This is a genomic window from Streptomyces lydicus (assembly GCF_001729485.1).
GTDB lineage: Bacteria > Actinomycetota > Actinomycetes > Streptomycetales > Streptomycetaceae > Streptomyces > Streptomyces lydicus_D.
This window is the reverse complement of record NZ_CP017157.1, coordinates 416,340-441,295: the sequence shown is the minus strand read 5'-3', so window position 1 is coordinate 441,295 and position 24,956 is coordinate 416,340. Positions and strand designations below refer to the sequence as shown.

Genomic DNA, 24,956 nt, shown 5'->3' with positions numbered 1-24,956 from the left:
CTGCGGGCCGCGCCGCGCCACCCGGTGGGGGTGGCGCGGCGCGGCCCTCGACCGCTGCGGTGGCCCGCCTGCTCGGCGGCCCCGGCCGCGCCCTACTTGGCGGCGTCGGCCGCGTCGATCAGGGCCTGCTTGTCGACGGCGCCGACGTAGACGGTGCCGTTGTCCGTTATCAGCGCGTTGACCAGGCGGGTGCTGAAGACCCGGCCGGAGCCGAAGGAGCCGCTGACCTTGTCGCCGAGGCTGTCCAGGAACTTGCCGGCGTCGCCGCCCGCGCCCTGGTCCTTGCCGGCGGGCAGGCCGGAGCCGGTGCCCTTGATCGTGGCGATGGACGTCCAGCCCTTGCCGAGGACGTTCATGCCGCCGAGGCCCTTGCTGAAGTCCTCGGCGCCCTTGCGGGACCCGAAGTCCTTGCCCTGCTCGCCGTGTTCGCGCCGGTCCTTCGCCCGCTCCTTGTCGCCGTCGATGACCTTGGCGCCCTTCGGCGGGGCGAAGGAGAACAGGCCCGCGTCGGGCTTGGCGAAGTCGACGTTGGTGTAGCCGACGTCGACGGCGGCCGGGCCACCGCTCTTGGGGGTGAGGGTGAACTTCAGCGGGGTGCCGTTGGCGGCGTCCACCGCGACCCGGATCGAGCCGACCGTCGAGGCGGCCTGCTTGGGCTTGATCAGCAGCTGGTAGGCGTCCCGCCCGGCGACCCTGGCGGTGCCGTCGACGGTGACCGAGGTGGTGTCCCCGGCCGCCTTGAGGGCCTGCTTCGCCAGGTCCTGCGGGGTGGCGTTCTTCAGCTCCCCGGGGAGGTCCTCGGGCGCGTGGTGGCGGTCGCCGTGCCGGCCGGCGCCGGGCGCGGTGCTGTGGACCGCGGTGTTGCTGCCGCTGTCGTACGCCCAGATCTGGTTGCCGTTGTGGACGAGGCTGTACTCGGCGGCCTTGTCGACGATCGAGACCCGCTGCTTGCCGGGGCCGTCGGCGGCGACGCGGAGCGTGTGGGCGCCGGACGCCAGCTCCATCAGCTTGTTCTGCGGCGCCGCGGAGGCCCCGTCGTCGCTCTTGCCGCCGCGCTCGCCGCCGTGCTCGCCGCCACCGAAGCTGCCACCGGCTCCGCCCATGCCCGGCAGGGACGGCAGGCCGAGGTCCGTGGTGACCCGGACCGTGCCGGACAGCTGCTGGACGTCCGACGAGGCGATCTTGGCTATCAGGTCCTGGGCCGAGATCTTCGGCAGGTCGGGGGAACCGGAGCCGGCGAACGCCGGAACCAGCCCGATCGTGGCCGCCGCCACTCCCGCCACCGCGACCGGCACGGCGTACCGCACTGCTTTACGGCGCTTCGGGGAGCGCCCCCCGCCCCACTCGTCGGTGCCCTCTGTCGGTTCGTTCCGTGGCATTGCCCTACCTCCGTCGTCTGCGGCGGTTGCTGCGCTGTCCACTCGCCCACCCTGGGGTTCATTGTGGCCCGGCCGCCGCGTTCTGGTGCTCTCCATCTCACCAAATCGCCCGGCCCGATACGTCAGCCCGCGGGCGCAACTCGTCGTACTGCTGAGGTATGACGCCGGGTCACCTCAAGGCGGAGCAGGTACCACAGGAGTCTGACGGCTCCCTAGGGGACGGGCCGGCGAACCCTGAGGGCGCGGCCCGCCCGCCTCATCCGGCCCGGTGGACCACCGCGTCGCAGAGGCCCTCCAGGGCCGACTTGGCCGTGCACGACGGCAGCGGCGCCAGCGTCGCCCGCGCCTCCTCCGCGTAGCGCACGGTGTCGCGGCGGGCCTCTTCGAGCGCCGGGTGGGCACGCAGCAGGGTCAGTGCCTCGGCGTGCCGCGCGTCGTCGGTCAGATCGCCGGCCAGCAGCTCGCACAGCGCGCGGTCCTCGGGGGTGCCGGCCTCGCTCTCGGCGTGGGCCCGCAGCCGCAGCACCGGCAGGGTGGGGATGCCCTCGCGCAGGTCGGTGCCGGGGGTCTTGCCCGACTCGTGCGAGTCGCTGGCGATGTCCAGCACGTCGTCGGCCAGCTGGAAGGCGGTGCCCAGCCGCTCGCCGTACTGGGTGAGGATGTTGGCCGTCGACTCCTCGGCGCCCGACATCATGGCGCCGAAGCGGCAGGCCACGGCGACCAGCGAACCGGTCTTGCCGGCGAGGACGTCCAGATAGTGGTCGATGGGGTCGCGGCCGTCGCGCGGTCCCGCGGTCTCCAGGATCTGGCCGGTCACCAGGCGCTCGAACGCCTCGGCCTGGATCCGGACCGCCTCGGGCCCGAGGTCGGCGAGGATGTGCGAGGCGCGGGCGAAGAGGAAGTCGCCGGTCAGCACCGCGACGGAGTTGCCCCAGCGGGCGTTGGCGCTGGCCACCCCGCGGCGCACGTCGGCCTCGTCCATCACGTCGTCGTGATAGAGCGTCGCCAGATGCGTCAGCTCCACGACGACGGCGGAGGGCACCACGCCCGGGGTGTAGGGGTCACCGAACTGGGCGGCCAGCATCACCAGCAGCGGCCGGAACCGCTTGCCGCCCGCGCGCACGAGGTGCTGCGCGGCTTCGGTGATGAACGGCACGTCGCTCTTGGTGGCCTCCAGCAGGCCCTCCTCGACAGCCGCCAACCCGGCCTGGACATCGGCCTCAAGAGCCTGGTCCCGCACGCTCAGCCCGAAGGGCCCGACGACGGTCACGAGGGGTACTCCTGTCTGCTGACGATCAAACTGAATGTCGATCTGTCGCTGTCTCCACCATTGGCCAGCGTATCCGGTCGCAGTTCGATCACCGTGAGCGCCTGCCCCCCGAACCGCCCGGGAAGCGCTGCGGGCCCCGGCCCCGCACCGTCCGCGTCACCTCGTACCGCGGTTTGACGCCGCGGAACGGGAGCGCCGGAGGCGGCCCGGGCCCCCGGGCGCCCCACGAGTCACGGCGGCGCCCCGGAGGCCGGATACCCACGCCGGCCCCCTCGTTGTCACGCCATCCTGACCGCGCGGCCCGTTGCCGGCCACCGCCGGACGGCGGCGTCGGGCCGCGCGCCGGGCGCCCCGCCGGTCAGCCGTGTCGCCGCGCCACCGCCCGGGCCAGCCGCGGCGAGGCGAACGCCGTGCCGCACACGAAGCGCATCACCGGCCCGAACGAGGCGGCCGCCGGCAGGCCCGTGAAGTACAGCCCCGGTACGGACGAGCCGAAGCCGGCGTCCAACAGGGGCCCGCCGGCCCGCGTCACGACCCCGGTGCGCAGCCCCTGCCCCAGGAAGTCCATCGCCGCCAGGTCCATCCGGTAGCCGGTCGCGGCCAGGACGTGGTCGGCGGACAGCTCCCCGCCCTGCCCGTCGGCGCCGCGCAGCGCCAGTACGGGGCGGCCGTCGCGCACCTTCGCCCGTACGATCCGCCGGCCCTGCGTGACCTGGACGCGGCCCACGAAGCGGTCCCGCAGCCACCACGCGCCCAGCGGGCCGAGCACCCTCCGCACCAGTTGGCGCCGCAGCGGAGCCGGCAGGTACCGGAAGGCGCCGGCGTGGTGCGTCAGCGCGTACAACGACCAGGCGTTGCCGAACGGCGAGGGCGGCCGCAGCCGCGGCTGGCGGTCCGGCGGCGCGCCGAAGGCCACCGCGGCCGGACCGCGCGTCACCACCCGTACCGCGGCCGCCCCCGCCTCGGCCAGCAGTACCGCGCTCTCCAGCGCCGACTGCCCGGCGCCGACGACGACCACCTCCCGGCCGGCCAGCGCCGACAGGTCGTGGTGCTGCGAACTGTGCGAGACGGGGCCGGTGGCGGACGGGCCGTCGGGAACCGCCGCGGCCAGTTCCGGCGGCAGATGCGCCAGCCCGCTCAGCCCGGTGGCCACGACCACCGCCCGCGCCCCGAACTGCTCGCCGCTGTCCAGCTTCAGCTCGAAGCCGCCGGCCCTCCGGTCCACCGAGACCACCCGGACCTGCTCCAGCTCCGGCACCAGCCGCTGCTGCACCCACTGCCCGTACCGGACGAACGTCTCGACGGGCACCAGGTCCCGGTCCGAGGCGTACGGGCCCTCCCCCGAGGCCGTGCAGTAGTCGGCGAGGGTGTGCCCGCCCTGTGGGGTGTGGAGGCTGGAGGCAGCCGGCGTCGACTTGAGCAGCATGCCGGCGGGCATCTGCTCCTGCCAGCTCACCATCGGCCGGCCGAAGACCCGCACCGGCAGGCCGCCCGCCCGCAGGTGCGCCGCCGTCGACAGGCCGTACGGGCCGGCCCCGATGACCGCTACCGGAGTGCTCACTTCGGTCCCTCCCCTTGCCTCGGTGGTGCCTCGGTACGCGCCCGGCGGCCCGCCCGGCGCAGCTCCCTCAGGTGTCTCGCGCCCGGCCCGACGGACCGCGCGAGCATGGCGAGGAACGGCAGCGGGTCGTCGCCGGCGAACCAGGCCAGCTCGGTGCCGGTGGCCCGCACCGGCGTGTGCGGGGTGCGCCGGCCGCCGCGGTAGGCGAACAGCGCGGGCAGGTCGACGTTCTCGACCACGAAGCGGTGCCCGGCCGGCTGGGCGCCCCCGGGGACGGCGCGGCCGGTGAGGTCCAGGTGGAGGGCGCGCAGCACGTCGACGCCGGCGGCGTTCTCGAAGAGCCGGAACTGCGCGCCCATCCGCGGGTTGAAGTCGAGCAGCTTGTACTGGCCGTCGCGCCGGTCGAACCGCCAGTCCAGGTCGGCGATCCCGGCGAAGCCGATCCGCGCGGCGAACCGCGCGGTGCGCTGCGCGAGTCCGGGGTTGTCGACGACGAACGCGCAGGCGGTCATGCCGGCGTGCGGCGGCCACGAGCGCACCTTGACGCCGGTGAACAGCGCCAGCGGCGCGCCACCCGGCGCGAAGCAGGCGTGCACGATCCAGTCCTCGGCCTGCTCGCGGGGCAGGTATTCCTGAAGGATCACGCCCGGCCGTGGTCCCCAGTCCCGTGCCAGATCGAGCAGTTGGCCCGGGCCTCCGATCCGGGTCGTACCGGCCACCGCGGGCCGGGTGCGCCGTACGAACGCCTCGCGGTTCTTGGCCACCACCGGGAAGCGTGCCCGGCGGGCGAACGCCTCCACGTCCGCGTACGAGGCGGGGAAGGCGGCGGCCGGCGAGGGCACGCCGTGTTCGGCGCACAGCGCGTGCAGGCCCTGCTTGCTGGCCAGCCGGCGCGGCAGGCCGGGCGGCACCTGCGGGAAGAGAAACGCTCCGGCGAGCGCTTCGGCGTGCTCGGCGACCAGTACGGCGGCCTCTTCGTCGGTGGGTATCAGGACCGTCGGCCGGCCGATCCGGCGGCCGATCCGCAGCAGCCCGGCGACCAGCCGCTCCGGTTCCTCGCGCCCGGTGGTCGGCCAGACGAAACGGCCGCTGAGGTAGCGGGACACCGCCGCGGGCGTGAACCGGTCCTCCGTGACGGCGTACATGGGCACACCGAGCCGCCCCAGGCTGCGGATCGCCCCCACGCCGCCGTGGTGCAGGGGGTAGGCCCCGATCTTGAGGATCAGCCCCGGAACCGTCCGGTCGACCGCGAGCCGTGTGCCCCTGCGCGCCACGTGTCCCCCCAACGGAACCCAGCGGACCTCCACAGACCCCGGCGGACCCCGGCGGAACAGTCCTCCCCGGCCCGTGCCAGGAAAGGAAGCTAGGCCCGAATTGCACGCTCCAGCAAGGCTTTTCCGGACATTACCGAGACTTGGGGCGTACGTGACGGCGCGCTCTCCCGCACCGTCCCTACGCGCGCACGACGCCCGCGCCCCGCCGACACCTCAAGATCACGGACGAGCACGAGCCACCGGCAGCGACTCAACTCGCCCACGGGCTCCCGGCCCTGGGCCCGACCGCTTCCCGGGCGCCCCATCGCCTCGGCGCCGGGCGCTCTCCCGCCACCGTTCCGCCACCCGACCCGACCACGTGGCGCAAGTTATCCACAGGGCACTTCTCCGCGCCGCGCCCGGCCGTACTCTGATCAACGAGCCGCCCGCCCGGGGTTTCACCAGGCCCCGGCCGGTCCGGCCGGTCACCGGCGACGAAGAACGCGAGGAGCTGTCCATGCCCGAGCAGAGCCCGTTCGAGCTGGCGGAAGGCGACCCCTTCGGCCCGCACAACCTTCCCTACGGCGTCTTCAGTACCACCGACGTGCCCGACCAGCGCCGGGTGGGCGTCCGCTACGGCAGCCACGTGCTCGATCTGAGTGCCCTGCCCAGCGCCCTGCCCGCCGCCATCCACCCGCACGCCGAACTGCTCGCCGGACCGACCCTCAACCCCCTGCTCGCCGCCGGCCGGCCGGTATGGCAGCAGATCCGCGCGGCCGTCCACAGCGCCGTCACCGACCCCGCCCACCGCGACGAAGTGGCGCCGCTGCTCCACCCGCTCGACGAGGTGACCCTGCACCTCCCCTTCGAGGTCGCCGACTACGTCGACTTCTACTCCAGCGAGCACCACGCCACCAACGTCGGCCGCATCTTCCGCCCGAACGGCGCGGCGCTGCCTCCCAACTGGAAGCATCTGCCGATCGGTTACCACGGCCGGGCGGGCACCGTCGTCGCCACCGGCACCCCCGTGGTGCGGCCCAACGGCCAGCGCAAGACCCCTGCCGACGAGGCACCGACCTTCGGCCCCTCCACCCGCCTCGACATCGAGGCCGAGGTCGGCTTCGTCGTCGGCGCGCCCTCCGCGCTCCACGAGCCCGTCGGACTCGACTCCTTCCGCGACCACGTCTTCGGCGTCTGTCTCGTCAACGACTGGTCCGCCCGAGACATCCAGGCGTGGGAGTACGTGCCGCTCGGCCCGTTCCTCGGCAAATCCTTCGCCACCTCCGTCTCCGCGTGGATCACCCCGCTCGACGCCCTCGACGAGGCCCGTACGGCGCCGCCGGCCCGCGACGTCCCGCTGCTGCCGTACCTCGACGACGCGGCCCTGGAGCCGGGCGGCATCGACATCCACATCGAGGTGCGCGTCAACGACGCGGTCGTCTCCCGGCCGCCGTTCTCCGCCATGTACTGGACGGCCGCCCAGCAACTGGCCCACATGACCGTCAACGGCGCCTCCCTGCGCACCGGCGACCTCTTCGCCTCCGGCACGGTCTCCGGGCCCGACCCGGACCAGCTCGGCTGCCTGCTCGAACTCACCGAGGGCAAGGGCCCCTACCTCCAGGACGGCGACGAGGTCACGCTCACCGCCTGGGCACCGGGCCCCGCCGGGGTCCGGATCGGCCTGGGCGAGGTCACCGGCCGCATCCTGCCCGCTCCCGCCGTCCCGGGCCACGAGACGCCATGACCGACGCCCCGCTCACCCTCCCCGAGGAGCTGTTCCTCCTCGCCCACGATCCGGTCCGCGGCCGTCCGCTGACCCTCCCGAAGTACCTCTGGTACGGGCTCGCGGGCGCCGCCCTGGCGGATCTGGAGGCGGCCGGCCGGATCGCCACCGAGCACGGCGACCGGATCACGGTGACCAACCCGCTGCCCCTGGGCGACCCGATACTCGACGGCGCCCTGGCGGCGCTGCCCGCCCCGGCCAAGGGCGGCCGGGGCCTCAAGGCCCACCGCTGGGTACGCGGCTCCGGCCGTCGTGTCCAGGAGCTGTGCCTGCGCCGCCTGGAGGAACGCGGCGCGCTGCGCCGAGAGACCCGACGCGCCCTGGGCCTCTTCCCGTACGAGCGATTCCCGGCCGGCGCGGTGGACCTGACCGGCCCGGCCCGCGCCCGCTTCAAAGCGGCGGTCGACGCCCACCTCCCCGACCGGCGCGCCCGGCTGCTGGCCGCGTACACCTCGGCGACAGACCTGGACACCAAGCTCCTGCCCGGCGGCGGCTTCCGCCCGCTCCGCCGCGACCTGAGACGCCTCGCGAGAGAGGAGTGGACCGCCTACGCCGCCTACCGCGCCGTACAACACGACAAAAGCGCAGCAGCGGGCTCCTAACCCCCGCGAGCGCCGGGGCACGGCTGGGGGCGGCGGGCGCGGCTTCGGTGGTGGGAGTGGACGCGGGGGGCGCGGCTTCGGTGATCGAGTTGGGGGTGGTGGTTGGGGGCCGGTGATCGGGTTGGGGCGACGGGCGGGGCCGGTGGCCGGGGTGGGGCTGTGACCCACGGGCTATGAGCCTGCGGTCCGCGAGACCGCGGTCCGTGGGGCCTGTGGTCTGTGGTCTGTGGCGGGTGGTGAGGGGTGGGGGTGGGAGGGGCGGGGGCGGGGGGGGAAGCCCGAAGAAGGTGAAGGGACCACTGCGCCCCCGCGCCCCCCTCGCCCCCCACGCCCCACCCGCACACCCCCTAACCTCCCCTTTGCCCGGTTCGCACCCTTGTTGCGTCACAGGCCCACACCAAGTCCGTACCGGCGCTGCCGCAATTCGGGTGAGGGAGTGGAGGAGGCGGGGGCGCTTGCTAGCCTCACGTCTCCCTGTCCCACAACGGAGGAGACGCACGTGCGCAAGGCAGCACAGTTCGCCGGGGCGGCAGTCGTCGCCGCCATGCTGCTCAGCGGTTGCGGAAGCAGCGGCGACACCAGCAGCGACAGCAAGCCGAGCAAGACGCCGGAGGCCGCGCCGTCGACTCCGGGGGGTGCCGACAAGCCCGCGAGCCCCAACGCGATGGAGGGTGCCTGGAAGGGCGGCTCCAGCAGCAGTCCGCTGATCCTGGTGATCACCAAGGGCACCGTCGCGTTCAGCAACGGTCACAAGTCGGCCTGCCTCGGCAAGGTCCAGTCGATGGCCGGGATGACCATGGCCGCTCTCAAGTGCACGGACGGGGACACCACCCGCACCATGGGCACCCTCAAGCCCGGCTCGGACGGCAAGACCCTCACGGTCGACTGGAAGAACGGGCCCACGGAGAAGTACACCAAGTCGAGCGACGGCAGCGTGAAGATCCCCGACATGCCCGAGCTGCCGAGCGGCATGCCCAAGAGCTGACCACCAGCCGGACCGGACCCGTCAACGCACCGAATCCGTCAACACACCGGACCCGTCAACGCGCGGGAGACGGTCAACACACCGGAGACGGTCACCACCGCACCGGAGACGGTCACCGCGCAGTAGACCGTCAGGGGCCGGAGGCCGTCCGGAGGCCGGCGGCGATCGTCGGCCCCCGGCACAGCGAACGGCCGCCGTCCGGAACCCCCCGAGGGTTCCGGACGGCGGCCGTTGCCGTGCCGCGCTGCGGGTGCTCAGCGCACGAAGACGCCGGCCTGGCCGGCGAGATCGAGGAAGTACTGCGGCGCCAGGCCGAGGACGAGCGTGGCCGTGACGCCGACGGCGATGGCGGTGGTCGTCAGCGGGCTGGGCACCGCGACGGTCGGGCCGTCCGCCTTGGGCTCGTTGAAGAACATCAGGACGATCACGCGGATGTAGAAGAACGCGGCGATGGCGGACGAGATGACACCGACCACGACCAGCCAGCCCGCACCGCTCTGCGCGGCCGCCTTGAAGACCGCGAACTTTCCGGCGAAACCGGAGGTCAGCGGAATGCCGGCGAACGCCAGCAGGAACACCGCGAAGACCGCGGCCACCAGGGGCGAACGCCTGCCGAGTCCGGCCCACTTGGACAGCTGGGTGGCCTCGCCGCCCGCGTCCCGCACCAGGGTGACGACGGCGAAGGCGCCGAGCGTCACGAAGGAGTAGGCGCCCAGGTAGAAGAGCACCGAGGAGACGCCGTCCTCGCTGGTGGCGATGACACCGGCGAGGATGAATCCGGCGTGGGCGATGGAGGAGTACGCCAGCAGACGCTTGATGTCGGTCTGGGTGATGGCGACGATGGCGCCGCCCAGCATGGTGATGATCGCGACGCCCCACATCACCGGCCGCCAGTCCCAGCGCAGGCCCGGCAGGACGACGTACAGCAGCCGCAGCAGCGCGCCGAACGCAGCGACCTTGGTGGCCGCCGCCATGAAGCCGGTGACCGGGGTGGGGGCGCCTTGGTAGACGTCCGGGGTCCACATGTGGAACGGGACCGCACCGACCTTGAACAGCAGCCCCATCAGCACCAGCGCCCCGCCGATCAGCAGCAGCGCGTCATTGCCCATCGTGCCGGCCAGCGCCGGATCGATCTGCTTGGCGCCGTCCGAGACCACCTCGGCGATCCCGGCGTACGTCACGGTCCCGGCGTAGCCGTACAGCAGGGCGACGCCGAACAGGAGGAAGGCGGAGGAGAAGGCACCGAGGAGGAAGTACTTGACCGCGGCCTCCTGCGAGAGCAGCCGCTGGCGGCGGGCGAGTGCGCACAGGATGTACAGCGGGAGGGAGAAGACCTCCAGGGCGACGAACAGCGTCAGCAGGTCGTTGGCCGCGGGAAAGACCAGCATGCCGCCGACCGCGAAGAGCAGGATCGGGAAGACCTCGGTGGTGGTGAAACCGGCCTTCACCGCGGCTTGTTCGGCCGCTCCGCCGGGGACGGCGGCGGGCTCGGCCGCGAAGGAGTCCACCCGCTTGCCGTGCGCCGCCGGGTCGAGCCGCCGCTCGGCGAAGGTGAAGACGGCGATCAGGGAGACCAGCAGGATCGTGCCCTGCAGGAAGAGCGCGGGCCCGTCGACGGCGATCGCGCCCATCGCGGCGATGTGTGCCTTGGACGAGCCGAAGCCACCGGCCGCCAGGCCGATCACCGCGGCGAACGCGGCGGCCAGCGCCACCAGCGACAGCAGCAGCTGGGAGTAGTAGCGGGCGGCGCGCGGCACGAAAGCCTCGATCAGGACGCCGGCCACGGCCGCGCCGAGGACGATCAGCGTCGGTGACAGCTGGGCGTACTCGATGTGCGGCCCGGGGATCTTGCCCGGCGCCCCGGCCGCCACTGTCCACAGGCTGTGGACACTTGCCACGGAACTCACTTCGCGGCCTCCACGTCTTGATCGTTCGCGGCGTGGCCGTGCCGGCCTTCACCGGGTACGGCGTTCACCTGCACAGTGGGCTTGGGGTCCTTCTTGTCGACGACGGACAGGGTGTGCTGGACCGCCGGGTTGACGAGGTCGGTGAGCGGCTTCGGGTAGACCCCGAGGAAGAGCAGCAGCGCGATCAGCGGCGCCACCACGACCAGTTCCCGCACCCTGAGGTCGGGCATGTTCGTCACCTCGGCCTTCACCGGGCCGGTCATCGTCCGCTGGTAGAGGACGAGGACGTAGAGCGCGGCGAGGACGATGCCGAGGGTGGCGATGATGCCGATCACCGGGTAGCGGGTGAACGTGCCGACCAGGACCAGGAATTCGCTGACGAACGGCGCCAGGCCGGGCAGCGACAGGGTGGCCAGACCGCCGATGAGGAACGTGCCGGCGAGGACCGGGGCGACCTTCTGGACGCCGCCGTAGTCCGCGATCAGCCGCGAGCCGCGGCGGCTGATCAGGAAGCCCGCCACCAGCATCAGCGCGGCGGTCGAGATGCCGTGGTTGACCATGTAGAGCGTGGCGCCGCCCTGGCCCTGGGACGTCATGGCGAAGATGCCCAAGATGATGAAGCCGAAGTGGGAGATCGAGGCGTACGCGATCAGACGCTTGATGTCCCGCTGGGCGACCGCGAGCAGCGCGCCGTAGACGATGCTGATCAGCGCGAGGACGAGGATGACGGGGGTGGCCCAGCTGCTGGCCTCCGGGAAGAGCTGGAGGCAGAAGCGGAGCATCGCGAACGTGCCGACCTTGTCGACGACCGCGGTGATGAGTACGGCGACCGGTGAGGTCGACTCGCCCATGGCGCCGGGCAGCCAGGTGTGCAGCGGCCACAGCGGCGCCTTCACCGCGAAGGCGAAGAAGAAGCCGAGGAAGAGCAGCCGTTCGGTGCCGGTGCCGATGTTCAGCGTGCCGGCGGTGCGCGCCTCGACGATCTGCTGCAGCGAGAAGGTGCCGGTGCCGAGCTGGTCGGCGGTGACCGCGTACAGCCCGATCACCGCGGCGAGCATGATCAGGCCGCCGGCGAGGTTGTAGAGCAGGAACTTCACCGCGGCGTACGAGCGGCGGCCCGCGGCCTCCTCCTCGCCGCCCCGTCCCGCACGGTCCCCGAAGCCGCCGATGAGGAAGTACATCGGGATCAGCATGGCTTCGAAGAAGATGTAGAAGAGGAAGACGTCGGTGGCTTCGAAGGAGAGCACCACCATCGCCTCGACGGCCAGGATCAGGGCGAAGAAGCCCTGGGTGGGCCGCCAGCGGCGGTTGGGGGTGGCCTCTTCGAGGGGGTCGGCGTCGTGCCAGCCCGCCAGGATGATGAAGGGGATCAGCAGGGTGGTGAGCGCGATCAGGGCGACCGCGATGCCGTCCACGCCGAGTTCGTAGCGGACTCCGAAGTCCCGGATCCAGGCGTGGGATTCGGTGAGCTGGTACGGGGCACCGGCGCCGGGGTCGAAGCGGAAGGCGACGACCAGGGCCAGTACGAAGGTGATCAGCGAGAAGAGCAGCGCGAGCCATTTGGCGGCGGTGCGCTTGGCGGCGGGCAGCGCGGCGGTGGCGATCGCGCCGACCGCCGGTACCACGGCCGTCGCCGTCAGCAGGGGAAACGACATGGCTCAGACACCCCTCATCAGCAGGGTCGCGGCGACGAGAACGGCGGCCCCGCCCAGCATCTGGACCGCGTACGAGCGGACGAAGCCGGTCTGCAACCGGCGCAGCAGGCCGGAGAGTCCGCCCATGGACGCCGCCGTGCCGTTGACCGCGCCGTCCACCAGGGAGCGGTCGAGCTGGACGAGCGTGGTCGTGAGGTGGGTGCCGCCGCGGACGAAGACGAGGTCGTTGAAGTCGTCCTGGAGGAGGTCGCGTCGGGCGGCGCGGGTGAGCAGCGAACCGCGCGGGGCGAGCGCCGGGACGGGTTTGCGGCCGTACATCAGCCAGGCGGTGCCGACGCCGAGGAGCAGCACGACGACGGTCGAGGCGGTGACGGTGGTGGCGCTGACCGGGGAGTGCCCGTGGGCGAACGAGGTGACCGGCTCCAGCCAGGTCACGAAGCTCTCGTTGATGCTGAACAGGCCGCCCGCGAAGACGGATCCGACGGCCAGCACGATCATCGGGAGCGTCATGACCTTCGGCGACTCGTGCGGGTGGGTCTCCTTCGGGTCCCAGCGTTTTTCGCCGAAGAAGGTCATCAGCATCACCCGGGTCATGTAGAACGCGGTGACCGCGGCGCCGAGGAGGGCCGCGCCGCCGAGGATCCAGCCCTCGGTGCCGCCCTTGGCGAACGCCGCCTCGATGATCTTGTCCTTGGAGAAGAAGCCGGAGAGGCCGGGGAACCCGATGATCGCCAGATAGCCGAGGCCGAAGGTGAGGAACGTGACCGGCATGTACGTGCGCAGGCCGCCGTACTTGCGCATGTCGACCTCGTCGTTCATCCCGTGCATCACGGAACCGGCGCCGAGGAAGAGGCCCGCCTTGAAGAAGCCGTGGGTGACGAGGTGCATGATCGCGAAGGCGTAGCCGATCGGGCCGAGGCCGGCGGCCAGGACCATGTAGCCGATCTGCGACATCGTCGAGCCGGCCAGCGCCTTCTTGATGTCGTCCTTGGCGCAACCGACGACGGCACCGTAGAGGAGCGTGACCGCGCCGACCACGACGACCGCGAGCTGGGCGTCCGGTGCGGCGTTGAAGACGGCTCCGGAGCGGGTGATGAGGTAGACGCCGGCGGTGACCATGGTGGCGGCGTGGATGAGGGCGGAGACCGGGGTCGGGCCCTCCATCGCGTCACCGAGCCAGGACTGCAGCGGCACCTGGGCGGACTTGCCGCAGGCGGCCAGCAGCAGCATCAGGCCGATGGCGGTCAGCTTGCCCTCGGAGGTGTCGCCGGTGGCGGCGAGCACCGGGCCGAAGGCGAACGTCCCGAACGTCGTGAACATCAACATGATCGCGATGGACAGGCCCATGTCGCCGACGCGGTTGACCAGGAACGCCTTCTTGGCGGCGGTGGCCGCGCTGGGCTTGTGCTGCCAGAACCCGATGAGGAGGTACGAGGCGAGGCCGACGCCCTCCCAGCCGACGTACAGCAGGAGGTAGTTGTCGGCGAGGACGAGCAGCAGCATCGCCGCGAGGAAGAGGTTGAGGTAGCCGAAGAAGCGGCGGCGCCGCTCGTCGTGCTCCATGTAGCCGATCGAGTAGATGTGGATCAGCGATCCGACACCGGTGATCAGCAGGACGAAGGTCATCGACAGCTGGTCGAGCTGGAAGGCCACGTCGGCGCGGAAGCCGCCGACCGGGATCCAGGTGTACAGGTGCTGGTGCATCGCCCGGTGCTCGGCGCTCCTGCCGAGCATGTCGGCGAAGAGCGCCACTCCGACGGCGAACGACGCCACCGCGAGGAGGGTGCCGATCCAGTGGCCGGTGCGGTCGAGTCGTTTGCCGCCGCACAACAGCAGGGCCGCACCGACCAGCGGTGCCGCGACGAGCAGCGCGATCAAGTTCTCCACTTTGTGCGACCCCTTACAGCTTCATCAGGCTGGCGTCGTCGACCGAGGCCGTATGACGGGTGCGGAAGATCGACACGATGATCGCCAGGCCGACCACGACCTCGGCCGCGGCGACGACCATCGTGAAGAAGGCGATGATCTGGCCGTCCAGATTCCCGTGCATCCGCGAGAAGGTGACGAAGGCGAGATTGCAGGCGTTGAGCATCAGCTCGATGCACATGAACACCACGATGGCGTTCCGCCTGATCAGCACCCCGGCCGCGCCGATGGTGAACAGCAGGGCGGCGAGGTAGAGGTAGTAGACGGGATTCACTTCTTCGCCTCCTCCTTGCGCTCCGTCGGCGTCGTACCGCCGGACGACGAGGGCCGGGGTTCCTCCCCGGACGTGCGCCCCAGCCAGTCCTCGGTGCGCCGCTCCAGTGCCTTCAGTTCGGCGAGCGACTCACCGGAGACGTCGCGGATCTGGCCGCGCTCGCGCAGCGTCGGGCTGACGGTCAGGTCGGACGGGGTGCCGTCGGGCAGCAGGCCCGGGATGTCGACGGCGTTGTGCCGGGCGTAGACACCCGGCGCGGGCAGCGGCGGGACCTGCTTGCCCTCGCGGATCCGCGCCTCGGACTGTTCGCGCTGCGTCCTGGCGCGCTCCGTGCGCTCCCGGTGGGTGAGCACCATCGCGCCGACGGCGGCGGTGATCAGCAGGGCGCCGGTGATTTCGAAGGCGAAGACGTACTTGGTGAAGATCAGCGCGGCCAGGCCCTGCACATTGCCGCCGGCGTTGGCCTCGCCCAGGCCGTTGAACTCCTTGAGCGAGGCGTTGCCGATGCCGGCGATCAGCAGGATGCCGAAGCCGATGCCCAGTCCGGCGGCGAGCCAGCGCTGGCCCTTGAGCGTCTCCTTGAGGGAGTCCGCGGCCGTGACGCCGACCAGCATGACGACGAAGAGGAACAGCATCATGATCGCGCCGGTGTAGACGACGATCTGGACGACGCCGAGGAAGTACGCCCCGTTGGCGAGGTAGAAGACCGCCAGGACGATCATGGTGCCGGCCAGCGAGAGGGCGCTGTGCACGGCCCGCTTCATCAGGATCGTGCACAGCGCGCCGATGACGGCGACCGTGCCCAGGAGCCAGAACTGGACGGCCTCACCGGTGGAGGCCGCGGCGGCGAGGGTGCTCATCGCTCGGTCACCTCCCGCGCCGCGGGCTCGGCCGGACCGGTCGTCGCGGCGGCCTCCTGCGGCTTCCCGCCCTTGGAGACCGGCTCCTGACGGACCGTCCCCGGGGCGGCCTCGGTGACCAGCCCGTTGTAGTAGTCCTTCTCCGTCATGCCCGGGTAGATCGCGTGCGGCGAGTCGACCATCGTCTCCGCCAGCCCGACGAGCAGCTCTTCCTTGGTGTAGATGAGCGAGGCGCGGGACCGGTCGGCGAGTTCGTACTCATTGGTCATGGTCAGCGCACGGGTCGGGCACGCCTCGACGCACAGGCCGCACAGGATGCAGCGCAGATAGTTGATCTGGTAGACGCGGCCGTACCGCTCGCCCGGGGAGTAGCGCTCCTCGTCGGTGTTGTCCGCGCCCTCGACGTAGATCGCGTCCGCCGGACAGGCCCAGGCGCACAGCTCGCAGCCGATGCACTTCTCCAGCCCGTCCGGATGGCGGTTGAGCTGATGGCGGCCGTGGAAACGCGGCGCCGTCGGCTTCTTCTCCTCCGGGTACTGCTCGGTCAGCCGCTTCTTGAACATGGCCTTGAAGGTCACGCCGAAGCCGGCCACGGGGTTCTGGAACTCAGGCACCGTCGCCCCCCTTTCCGTCGGTCTCATTTCCGTCACTGACAGTGTCCACCCGACCACTGACAATCAACTCCCGGTCCCGGCGCGGCCGTCGGCGCGGCACCGGCGGCAGGCTCTGTCCGGGCAGCGGCGGTACGGGGAAACCGCCGGCCATCGGGTCGAACTCCCCGTCTCCGTCGGTCTCCTCCGCCACCTCACCGCGCCGGAAGAAGTCCACGACGAGGGAGATCAGCAGCAGCGCCACCGCGCCGCCGGCGACGTACAGCACGATCTGGGAGAAGTCGTAGCCCTCGTTCTTCAGCGCCCGGACGGTGGCGACCAGCATCAGCCAGACCATCGAGACGGGGATGAGGACCTTCCAGCCCAGCTTCATGAACTGGTCGTAGCGCACCCGCGGGAGCGTGCCGCGCAGCCAGATGAAGAAGAACAGCAGCAGCTGCACCTTGATGACGAACCACAGCAGCGGCCACCACCCGTGGTTGGCGCCCGCCCAGAACGTGGAGACGGGCCAGGGGGCCTTCCAGCCGCCGAGGAAGAGGGTGACCGCGACCGCCGAGACGGTGACCATGTTGATGTACTCGGCGAGCATGAACATCGCGAACTTGATCGACGAGTACTCGGTGTTGAAGCCGCCGACGAGGTCGCCCTCGGACTCCGGCATGTCGAACGGCGCGCGGTTGGTCTCGCCCACCATCGCGACGATGTAGATGATGAAGGACACCGGGAGCAGCAGCACGTACCAGCGGTCCTGCTGCGCCTCCACGATGGTCGACGTCGACATCGACCCGGAGTACAGGAACACCGCCGCGAACGACATGCCCATCGCGATCTCGTACGAGATCATCTGCGCGCACGACCGCAGGCCGCCGAGCAGCGGGTACGTCGAGCCGGAGGACCAGCCCGCCAGCACGATGCCGTAGATGCCGACCGAGGCCGTCGCCAGGATGTAGAGGATGCCGATCGGCAGGTCGGTCAGCTGCATCGGGGTGCGGACGCCGAAGATCGACACCTCGTTGTCGGCCGGCCCGAAGGGGATCACCGCGACCGCCATGAAAGCCGGGATGGCCGCCACGACCGGCGCGAGGATGTACACCGCCTTGTCGGCCCGCTTGACGATCAGGTCTTCCTTCAGCATCAGCTTGATGCCGTCGGCCAGCGACTGCAGCATCCCCCAGGGCCCGTGCCTGTTGGGGCCGATGCGCAGCTGCATCCAGGCGACGACCTTGCGCTCCCAGACGATCGAGAACAGCACCGTCAGCATCAGGAACGCGAAGCAGAAGACCGCCTTGATGACGATCAGCCACCACGGGTCGCGGCCGAACATCGACAGGTCCTCCTGGGCCAGCGCGGTCGGCGCGGCGGCCAGGTGAGCGAGCTGCATCATGCGTCCACCTCCTTGGCCGGCTCCGGCGTGCCCGGGACGGCGGAGATCTTCACCAGGTCACCGGGGAGCGCCCCGGTGTCGGCGGCGACGCCACCGCCCGTGGAATTCAGCGGCAGCCACACCACCCGGTCGGGCATCGGCGTGACCCGCAGCGGCAGGTGGACCGCGCCGGACGGCCCGCTGACCGCCAGCAGGTCACCGTCCTTGACGCCGGTCTCCTCCGCGGTGGTCGGGGACAGCCGGGCGACGGCGGCGTGCCGGGTGCCGGCCAGCGCCTCGTCGCCTTCCTGGAGCAGACCCTGGTCCAGCAGGAGCCGGTGGCCGGCGAGTACCGCCTCGCCGGTGTCCGGGCGCGGCAGCGGCCGGCCCGTCTCCAGGGGCCCGCCGGCGTACGCGCCGTCCCAGCTGCCGAGCCGGTCCATCTCGTGGCGTACGGAGCGGAGGTCCGGCAGCCCCAGGTGGACGTCCATGGCGTCGGCGAGCATCTGCAGGACCCGGGAGTCCGGCTGCAGATGCCGTCGGGTCATCTGGTCCGGCTTGAGCGCCGCCTCGAACATCCGCGCCCGGCCCTCCCAGTTGAGGAACGTGCCGGCCTTCTCGACGACGGCCGCCACCGGGAGGACCACGTCCGCCCGCTCGGTGACCTGTGAGGGCCGCAGTTCCAGGCTGACCAGGAAGCCGACCTCCTCCAGGGCGGTCAGCGCCCGGGCCGGGTCCGGGAGGTCGGCGACCTCGACGCCGGCCACCAGGAGCGCGCCGAGTTCGCCGGTCGCCGCGGCCTCGATGATCTGGCCGGTGTCGCGGCCGTGCCGGTGCGGCAGGGCGGCCACGCCCCAGGCGGCGGCGACCTCGTCGCGGGCCCTGGGATCGGTGGCCGGCCGGCCGCCGGGCAGCAGACCGGGCAGCGCGCCCGCCTCGACGGCGCCCCGTTCGCCCGCCCGCCGGGGGATCCACACCAGCCGGGCGCCGGTGGCGGAGGCGGCGCGGACCGCGGCGGTCAGCGCGCCGGGCACCGCCGCCAGCCGCTCGCCCACGACGATCACCGCGCCGTCCGCGCGCAGCGCCTCGGCCGCGGTGTGCCCCTCGCCGTCGAGTCCGACCCCGCCGGCCAGCGCGTCCAGCCATTCCGTTTCCGTACCGGGGGCGGCCGGCAGCAGTGTGCCGCCGGCCTTGATCAGGCCGCGCGAGGCATAACTGGCCAGTCCGTAGGTGCGCTGCCCGTGTTTGCGGTGCGCCTTGCGCAGCCGCAGGAAGACACCCGGCGCCTCCTCCTCCGCCTCGATGCCGGCCAGCAGCACGGCCGGCGCCTGCTCCAGGGCGGTGTACGTGACGCCCCCGGCCTCCGGGGAACTCCCGCCGCCGTCCAGGTCCCGGCCGCGGCCGGCGACCCTGGCCGCCAGGAAGTCGGCCTCCTCGGCGCTGTGCACCCGCGCCCGGAAGTCGATGTCGTTGGTGTGCAGCGCGATCCGGGCGAACTTGGCGTAGGCGTAGGCGTCCTCGACGGTCAGCCGGCCCCCGGTCAGCACACCGGTGCGGTCCCGGGCCGCGGCCAGCCCGCCGGCCGCCGCCGCCAGTGCCTCCGGCCAGCTCGCCGGCTGCAGTTCACCGGTCTCCCGGTCGCGTACCAGCGGGTGCTCCAGCCGGTCGCGCTGCTGCGCGTAGCGGAAGGCGAAGCGCCCCTTGTCGCAGATCCACTCCTCGTTGACCTCGGGGTCGTTGGCGGCCAGCCGGCGCATGACCTTGCCGCGCCGGTGGTCCGTACGGGTCGCGCAGCCGCCCGCGCAGTGCTCGCACACCGACGGCGAGGAGACCAGGTCGAACGGGCGGGAGCGGAAGCGGTACGCGGCGGAGGTGAGCGCGCCCACCGGGCAGATCTGGATGGTGTTGCCGGAGAAGTACGACTCGAAGGGGTCGCCCTCTCCGGTGCCGACCTGCTGGAGGGCGCCGCGCTCGACCAGCTCGATCATCGGGTCGCCGGCGATCTGGTTGCTGAAGCGGGTGCAGCGCGCGCACAGCACGCAGCGCTCGCGGTCCAGCAGCACCTGGGTGGAGATCGGCACCGGCTTGGCGAAGGTGCGCTTCTTGCCCTCGAAGCGCGACTCCGGGGCGCCGACCTGCATCGCCTGGTTCTGCAGCGGGCACTCGCCGCCCTTGTCGCAGACCGGGCAGTCCAGCGGGTGGTTGATCAGCAGCAGCTCCATCACCCCGCGCTGGGCCTTCTCGGCCACCGGGGAGGTCAGCTGCGACTTGACGACCATGCCGTCGGTGCAGGTGATCGTGCACGAGGCCATCGGCTTGCGCTGGCCCTCGACCTCGACGATGCACTGCCGGCAGGCGCCCGCCGGGTCCAGAAGCGGGTGGTCGCAGAAGCGCGGGATCTCGATGCCGAGGAGTTCGGCGGCGCGGATGACCAGCGTCCCCTTGGGGACGGAGATCTCGATGCCGTCGATCGTCAGGGTGACGAGGTCCTCCGGGGGGACCGCGGCGGAGCCGCTGTTCGACCCCGTTGTGGTGACGGTCATGCGTTCACCCCCAGGTGAGCGTCGTTGTCGGCCCACAGGGTCGACCTGGCGGGGTCGAAGGGGCAGCCGTTGCCGGTGATGTGCTGCTCGTACTCCTCGCGGAAGTACTGCAGCGAGGAGAAGATCGGCGAGGCGGCGCCGTCACCGAGGGCGCAGAAGGACTTGCCGTTGATGTTGTCGGCGATGTCGTTCAGCTTGTCGAGGTCGCCCATCACGCCCTTGCCGGCCTCGATGTCGCGGAGCAACTGCACCAGCCAGTACGTCCCTTCGCGGCAGGGCGTGCACTTGCCGCAGGACTCGTGGGCGTAGAACTCGGTCCAGCGGGTGACCGCCCGTACGACGCAGGTGGTCTCGTCGAAGCACTGCAGCGCCTTGGTGCCGAGCATCGAACCGGCCGCGCCGACGCCCTCGTAGTCCAGGGGGACGTCGAGGTGTTCGTCGGTGAACATCGGCGTCGAGGAGCCGCCCGGCGTCCAGAACTTCAGCCGGTGGCCGCGGCGCATGCCGCCGCTCATGTCGAGCAGCTGGCGCAGCGTGATGCCCAACGGGGCTTCGTACTGGCCGGGGCGGGCGACGTGGCCGCTGAGCGAGTACAGCGTGAAGCCCGGGGACTTCTCGCTGCCCATCGACCTGAACCAGTCCTTGCCCTTGTTCAGGATCGCGGGAACCGACGCGATGGATTCGACGTTGTTGACGACAGTGGGGCAGGCGTAGAGGCCGGCCACCGCGGGGAAGGGAGGACGCAGCCGGGGCTGTCCGCGACGGCCCTCCAGGGAATCGAGCAGCGCGGTTTCCTCACCGCAGATGTACGCGCCGGCGCCCGCGTGCACGATCACGTCCAGGTCGAGTCCCGAGCCGAGGATGTTCTTCCCGAGGAAGCCCGCCGCGTACGCCTCGCGCACGGCTTCGTGCAGCCGGCGCAGGACGGGTACGACCTCACCGCGCAGGTAGATGAAGGCGTGGTTCGACCGGATCGCATGGCAGGCGATCACGATGCCCTCGATGAGGGAGTGCGGGTTGGCGAAGAGGAGGGGGATGTCCTTGCAGGTCCCGGGCTCCGATTCGTCCGCGTTGACAACTAGATAGTGCGGTTTGCCGTCGCCCTGGGGGATGAACTGCCACTTCATCCCCGTGGGGAAGCCCGCGCCGCCGCGGCCGCGCAGCCCGGAGTCCTTGACGTAGGCGATGACGTCGTCGGGGGGCATCGCGAGCGCCTTGCGCAGGCCCTCGTAGCCCTCGTGCCGGCGGTAGGTCTCCAGGGTCCAGGATTCCGGCTGGTCCCAGAAGGCGGACAGGACGGGTGCGAGGAGCTTTTCGGGGCTCGCCTCTCCCCCGGCCTGCGGCCGGGACGCGCCCCCGTAATCGGCTGCCACGGTCATCACTCCCCCTCCTCTGCGGTGGGCCCGGCCGGGTGCTGGTCGTCGGAGGCCGAGGTTTCCTGCGGGGCGTCGTGCGAACTGGGGTGCCCCGGGGGTGCCTGTTCGCCGGGGTGGCCGGCGGGCGGTTCCTCGGCGGGGGCGGCGGTGCGGGGCGAGACGACGTGGCCGGCTCCGTCGGTGCCGCGTCCGGGGGCCACCTCCCCCTTGGCCAGGCGCAGCCCGATCAGGGAGGCGGGGCCTGCGCTGCCGGTGGCCGCGACGGCGCCGGGGCGCTCGTCGGGGAATCCGGCGAGCATCCGCGCGGTCTCCTTGAAGGTGCACAGCGGGGCGCCGCGGGTGGGCTCGACGGTCCGGCCCGCGCGCAGGTCGTCGACCAGCTGCCGGGCGGACTCCGGTGTCTGGTTGTCGAAGAACTCCCAGTTGACCATCACGACGGGAGCGAAGTCGCAGGCCGCGTTGCATTCGATGTGTTCGAGGGTGACGGCGCCGTCCTCGGTGGTCTCGCCGTTGCCGACGCCGAGGTGGTCCTGGAGTTCCTCGAAGATGGCGTCCCCGCCCATCACCGCGCACAGCGTGTTGGTGCAGACCCCGACCTGGTAGTCCCCGCCGGCCTTGCGGCGGTACATGGAGTAGAAGGTCGAGACGGCGGTGACCTCGGCGGTGGTGAGGTCGAGCTGTTCGGCGCAGAAGCGGATGCCGGTGCGGGTGACGTGCCCTTCCTCGGCCTGTACGAGGTGCAGCAGCGGCAGCAGCGCCGAGCGCGGGCCGGGGTAGCGGGCGATCACCTCCTTGGCGTCCGCCGCCAGCCGGGCCCGTACCTCGGCCGGGTAGTCGGGGGCCGGCAGCGCGGGCATCCCCAAGCTGGTCGGGGGTTCGGGGGTTTGGCCCCGGGAAGACACAGTGGTCACCGGTCGACGCCTCCCATCACGGGGTCGATGGACGCGACGGCCACGATCACGTCGGCGACCTGGCCGCCTTCGCACATCGCCGCCATGGCCTGCAGGTTGGTGAAGGACGGGTCGCGGAAGTGCACCCGGTAGGGGCGGGTGCCGCCGTCGCTGACCGCGTGCACGCCCAGCTCGCCCTTGGGTGACTCGACGGCCGCGTACGCCTGGCCGGGCGGGACCCGGAAGCCCTCGGTCACCAGCTTGAAGTGGTGGATCAGGGCCTCCATCGAGGTGCCCATGATCTTCTTGATGTGGTCGAGGGAGTTGCCCAGGCCGTCCGGGCCCAGGGCCAGCTGCGCGGGCCAGGCGATCTTCTTGTCCGCGACCATCACCGGGCCCGGCTCCAGCCGGTCCAGGCACTGCTCGACGATCCGCAGCGACTGGCGCATCTCCTCCAGCCGGATCAGGAACCGGCCGTAGGAGTCGCAGGTGTCCGCGGTCGGGATGTCGAACTCGTAGTCCTCGTAGCCGCAGTACGGCTGGGACTTGCGCAGGTCGTGCGGCAGGCCCGCGGAGCGCACGATCGGGCCGGTGGCGCCGGTGGCCATGCAGCCGGCCAGGTCGAGGTAGCCGATGCCCTCCATGCGCCCCTTGAACACGGGGTTGCCGGTGGCGAGCTTGTCGTACTCGGGAAGGTTCTTGCGCATCTTCTTCACGAAGGCGCGGACCTGGTCGACGGCGCCCGGGGGCAGGTCCTGGGCCAGGCCGCCGGGCCGGATGTAGGCGTGGTTCATCCGGAGGCCGGTGATCAGCTCGTAGATGTCCAGGATCAATTCGCGGTCCCGGAAGCCGTAGATCATGATCGTGGTGGCGCCCAGCTCCATGCCGCCGGTGGCGATGGCGACGAGGTGCGACGACAGCCGGTTGAGCTCCATCAGCATCACGCGGATGACGGAGGCGCGGTCGGGGATGTCGCCGGTGATGCCGAGGAGCTTCTCCACGGCCAGGCAGTAGGCCGTCTCGTTGAAGAAGGGGGTGAGGTAATCCATCCTCGTGACAAAGGTGGTGCCCTGCGTCCAGGTCCGGAATTCGAGGTTCTTCTCGATGCCGGTGTGCAGGTAGCCGATGCCGCAGCGGGCCTCGGTGACGGTCTCCCCGTCGATCTCCAGGATCAGCCGGAGCACGCCGTGCGTGGAGGGGTGCTGCGGCCCCATGTTGACGATGATCCGCTCGTCGTCGGACTTCACGACCGACGCCGCGATCTCGTCCCAGTCCCCGCCCGAGACGTTGTAGACCGTCCCCTCGGTCGTCTCGCGGGCGAGGGACTCGGTCGTGTCGAAGTCGCTCGCGGTGTGGCGGCCCGCCGAGGAGTGGGAGTGCGGTGCAGTAGTCATCAGCTGTACGACCTCCGCTGGTCGGGAGCCGGGATCTGGGCGCCCTTGTACTCGACGGGGATGCCGCCGAGCGGGTAGTCCTTGCGCTGCGGGAAGCCCTGCCAGTCGTCGGGCATCATGATCCGGGTCAGCGCAGGATGGCCGTCGAAGATCAGGCCGAAGAAGTCGTAGGTCTCGCGCTCGTGCCAGTCGTTGGTCGGGTAGACGCCGACGAGCGAGGGGATGTGCGGGTCGCTGTCGGGGGCGGAGACCTCCAGCCGGATCAGCCGGTTGTGGGTGATCGAGCGCAGGTGGTAGACGGCGTGCAGCTCGCGGCCCTTGTCGCCGGGGAAGTGCACCCCGCTGACGCCGGTACACAGCTCGAAGCGCAGCGCCGGGTCGTCGCGCAGGGTCCTGGCGACGACCGGCAAGTGCTCCCGCTCGATGTGGAAGGTCAGCTCGCCGCGGTCGACGACGGTCTTGTCGATGACGTTCTCGGGGATCAGTCCCTGCTCCTCGAGGGCGCCCTCCAGCTCGTCGGCGATCTCGTCGAACGCGCCGAAGCCCTCCTCGCCACCGCCCGGCCCGCCGTACGGCCGCTGCGACGCGCCGGGCAGCCGGACGGTCCGTACCAGGCCGCCGTAGCCGCTGGTGTCGCCGCCGTTGTCGGCGCCGAACATCCCGCGGCGGGTGGCGATCACCTCGCCGGTGTCGTCGCGCTGCGCCGGGACGGCGTCCTCGGTGCCGTTCGGCCCGGGACCTTCGGGGTTCTTCCGCTCACTCACCGCAGCAGCCCCTTCATCTCGATCAGCGGGAGCGCCTTGAGCGCCGCTTCCTCGGCCTCGCGGGCGGCCTGCTGCTGATTGACCCCGAGCTTGGTGTGCTGGATCTTGTCGTGCAGCTTGAGGATGGCGTCCATCAGCATCTCGGGACGCGGCGGGCAGCCCGGCAGGTAGATGTCGACGGGGACGATGTGGTCGACGCCCTGGACGATCGCGTAGTTGTTGAACATTCCGCCCGAGGAGGCACAAACCCCCATGGAGATCACCCACTTGGGGTTCGGCATCTGGTCGTAGACCTGCCGCAGGACGGGGGCCATCTTCTGGCTCACCCGGCCGGCCACGATCATCAGGTCCGCCTGGCGCGGTGAGCCGCGGAAGACCTCCATGCCGAAGCGGGCCAGGTCGTAGCGCCCGGCGCCGGTCGTCATCATCTCGATCGCGCAGCAGGCCAGCCCGAAGGTCGCCGGGAAGACCGAGGATTTGCGCACCCAGCCCGCGGCCTGTTCGACGGTGGTCAGCAAAAAGCCGCTGGGCAGCTTCTCTTCAAGTCCCATGGGTGGCCC

General features: G+C 71.4%; 20 protein-coding genes. 3 read left to right on the top strand and 17 right to left on the bottom strand.

Annotation, left to right across the window (positions count from 1 at the left end; all coding sequences use genetic code 11):
* Positions 1–92: 92 nt before the first annotated feature.
* From SL103_RS01945 to SL103_RS01930, 4 genes are all read right to left on the bottom strand, one after another.
* Positions 93–1,379 carry a LolA family protein gene (locus SL103_RS01945; RefSeq protein ID WP_069567033.1) on the bottom strand — a complete coding sequence of 429 codons (1,287 nt, stop codon included), beginning with the start codon at positions 1,377–1,379 and terminating at the stop codon, positions 93–95.
* A 256-nt stretch (positions 1,380–1,635) separates the two neighbouring features.
* Positions 1,636–2,649: a polyprenyl synthetase family protein gene (locus SL103_RS01940; RefSeq protein ID WP_069567032.1), complete on the bottom strand. Its 1,014-nt coding sequence runs from the start codon at positions 2,647–2,649 to the stop codon at positions 1,636–1,638.
* Between the two features lie 358 nt (positions 2,650–3,007).
* Positions 3,008–4,210 carry an FAD-dependent oxidoreductase gene (locus tag SL103_RS01935; RefSeq protein ID WP_069567031.1) on the bottom strand — a complete coding sequence of 401 codons (1,203 nt, stop codon included), beginning with the start codon at positions 4,208–4,210 and terminating at the stop codon, positions 3,008–3,010.
* Positions 4,207–5,484 (bottom strand): ATP-grasp domain-containing protein, encoded by a 1,278-nt coding sequence (locus tag SL103_RS01930; RefSeq protein ID WP_069567030.1) that lies wholly within the window; start codon positions 5,482–5,484, stop codon positions 4,207–4,209. The genes SL103_RS01935 and SL103_RS01930 overlap by 4 nt, the downstream gene beginning before the upstream one ends.
* 496 nt (positions 5,485–5,980) lie before the next feature.
* Here SL103_RS01930 and fahA point away from each other — a divergent pair, with 496 nt between their 5' ends.
* The 3 genes from fahA (at position 5,981) to SL103_RS01915 (ending at position 8,833) form a co-directional block, all read left to right on the top strand.
* Complete coding sequence (gene fahA / locus SL103_RS01925; RefSeq protein ID WP_069567029.1) at positions 5,981–7,207, top strand: fumarylacetoacetase; 1,227 nt, start codon at positions 5,981–5,983, stop codon at positions 7,205–7,207.
* A complete protein-coding gene (locus SL103_RS01920; RefSeq protein WP_069567028.1) occupies positions 7,204–7,848 on the top strand; it encodes a GOLPH3/VPS74 family protein in 645 nt (214 codons plus the stop codon). Before fahA ends, SL103_RS01920 begins: the two co-directional genes overlap by 4 nt.
* A gap of 499 nt (positions 7,849–8,347) precedes the next feature.
* Positions 8,348–8,833, top strand: a complete 486-nt coding sequence (locus tag SL103_RS01915) for a hypothetical protein (RefSeq protein WP_069567027.1) — start codon at positions 8,348–8,350, stop codon at positions 8,831–8,833.
* Positions 8,834–9,087: 254 nt separating this feature from the next.
* Here the strand turns inward: SL103_RS01915 and nuoN are convergent, their stop codons facing one another.
* From nuoN to SL103_RS01850, 13 genes are read right to left on the bottom strand one after another with little or no spacing between them, the layout of a single operon-like run.
* Positions 9,088–10,740: an NADH-quinone oxidoreductase subunit NuoN gene (gene nuoN / locus SL103_RS01910; protein ID WP_069567026.1), complete on the bottom strand. Its 1,653-nt coding sequence runs from the start codon at positions 10,738–10,740 to the stop codon at positions 9,088–9,090.
* On the bottom strand, positions 10,737–12,395 hold the full coding sequence (locus SL103_RS01905) for an NADH-quinone oxidoreductase subunit M (protein ID WP_069567025.1): 1,659 nt from the start codon (positions 12,393–12,395) through the stop codon (positions 10,737–10,739). Before SL103_RS01905 ends, nuoN begins: the two co-directional genes overlap by 4 nt.
* Before the next feature lie 3 nt (positions 12,396–12,398).
* A complete protein-coding gene (nuoL, locus tag SL103_RS01900) occupies positions 12,399–14,282 on the bottom strand; it encodes an NADH-quinone oxidoreductase subunit L (protein ID WP_069567024.1) in 1,884 nt (627 codons plus the stop codon).
* A 13-nt stretch (positions 14,283–14,295) separates the two neighbouring features.
* Complete coding sequence (gene nuoK / locus SL103_RS01895) at positions 14,296–14,595, bottom strand: NADH-quinone oxidoreductase subunit NuoK (protein WP_018090964.1); 300 nt, start codon at positions 14,593–14,595, stop codon at positions 14,296–14,298.
* On the bottom strand, positions 14,592–15,455 hold the full coding sequence (locus SL103_RS01890; protein ID WP_069567023.1) for an NADH-quinone oxidoreductase subunit J: 864 nt from the start codon (positions 15,453–15,455) through the stop codon (positions 14,592–14,594). Before SL103_RS01890 ends, nuoK begins: the two co-directional genes overlap by 4 nt.
* Complete coding sequence (gene nuoI, locus SL103_RS01885; RefSeq protein ID WP_208869791.1) at positions 15,452–16,069, bottom strand: NADH-quinone oxidoreductase subunit NuoI; 618 nt, start codon at positions 16,067–16,069, stop codon at positions 15,452–15,454. The genes SL103_RS01890 and nuoI overlap by 4 nt, the downstream gene beginning before the upstream one ends.
* Positions 16,062–17,450 (bottom strand): NADH-quinone oxidoreductase subunit NuoH, encoded by a 1,389-nt coding sequence (nuoH, locus tag SL103_RS01880; RefSeq protein WP_069567021.1) that lies wholly within the window; start codon positions 17,448–17,450, stop codon positions 16,062–16,064. The genes nuoI and nuoH overlap by 8 nt, the downstream gene beginning before the upstream one ends.
* The gene (locus SL103_RS01875) at positions 17,447–19,972 is read right to left on the bottom strand and encodes an NADH-quinone oxidoreductase subunit G (RefSeq protein WP_069567020.1); all 2,526 of its coding nucleotides are present in this window, start codon (positions 19,970–19,972) and stop codon (positions 17,447–17,449) included. The genes nuoH and SL103_RS01875 overlap by 4 nt, the downstream gene beginning before the upstream one ends.
* Positions 19,969–21,351, bottom strand: a complete 1,383-nt coding sequence (nuoF, locus tag SL103_RS01870; protein WP_069567019.1) for an NADH-quinone oxidoreductase subunit NuoF — start codon at positions 21,349–21,351, stop codon at positions 19,969–19,971. The genes SL103_RS01875 and nuoF overlap by 4 nt, the downstream gene beginning before the upstream one ends.
* A complete protein-coding gene (gene nuoE, locus SL103_RS01865; protein ID WP_069567018.1) occupies positions 21,351–22,205 on the bottom strand; it encodes an NADH-quinone oxidoreductase subunit NuoE in 855 nt (284 codons plus the stop codon). The genes nuoF and nuoE overlap by 1 nt, the downstream gene beginning before the upstream one ends.
* 50 nt (positions 22,206–22,255) lie before the next feature.
* Complete coding sequence (locus SL103_RS01860) at positions 22,256–23,632, bottom strand: NADH-quinone oxidoreductase subunit D (protein ID WP_069567017.1); 1,377 nt, start codon at positions 23,630–23,632, stop codon at positions 22,256–22,258.
* Positions 23,632–24,396, bottom strand: a complete 765-nt coding sequence (locus SL103_RS01855) for an NADH-quinone oxidoreductase subunit C (protein ID WP_069567016.1) — start codon at positions 24,394–24,396, stop codon at positions 23,632–23,634. The genes SL103_RS01860 and SL103_RS01855 overlap by 1 nt, the downstream gene beginning before the upstream one ends.
* Positions 24,393–24,947 (bottom strand): NuoB/complex I 20 kDa subunit family protein, encoded by a 555-nt coding sequence (locus SL103_RS01850; protein WP_030416193.1) that lies wholly within the window; start codon positions 24,945–24,947, stop codon positions 24,393–24,395. Before SL103_RS01850 ends, SL103_RS01855 begins: the two co-directional genes overlap by 4 nt.
* Between the last annotated feature and the right edge of the window lie 9 nt (positions 24,948–24,956).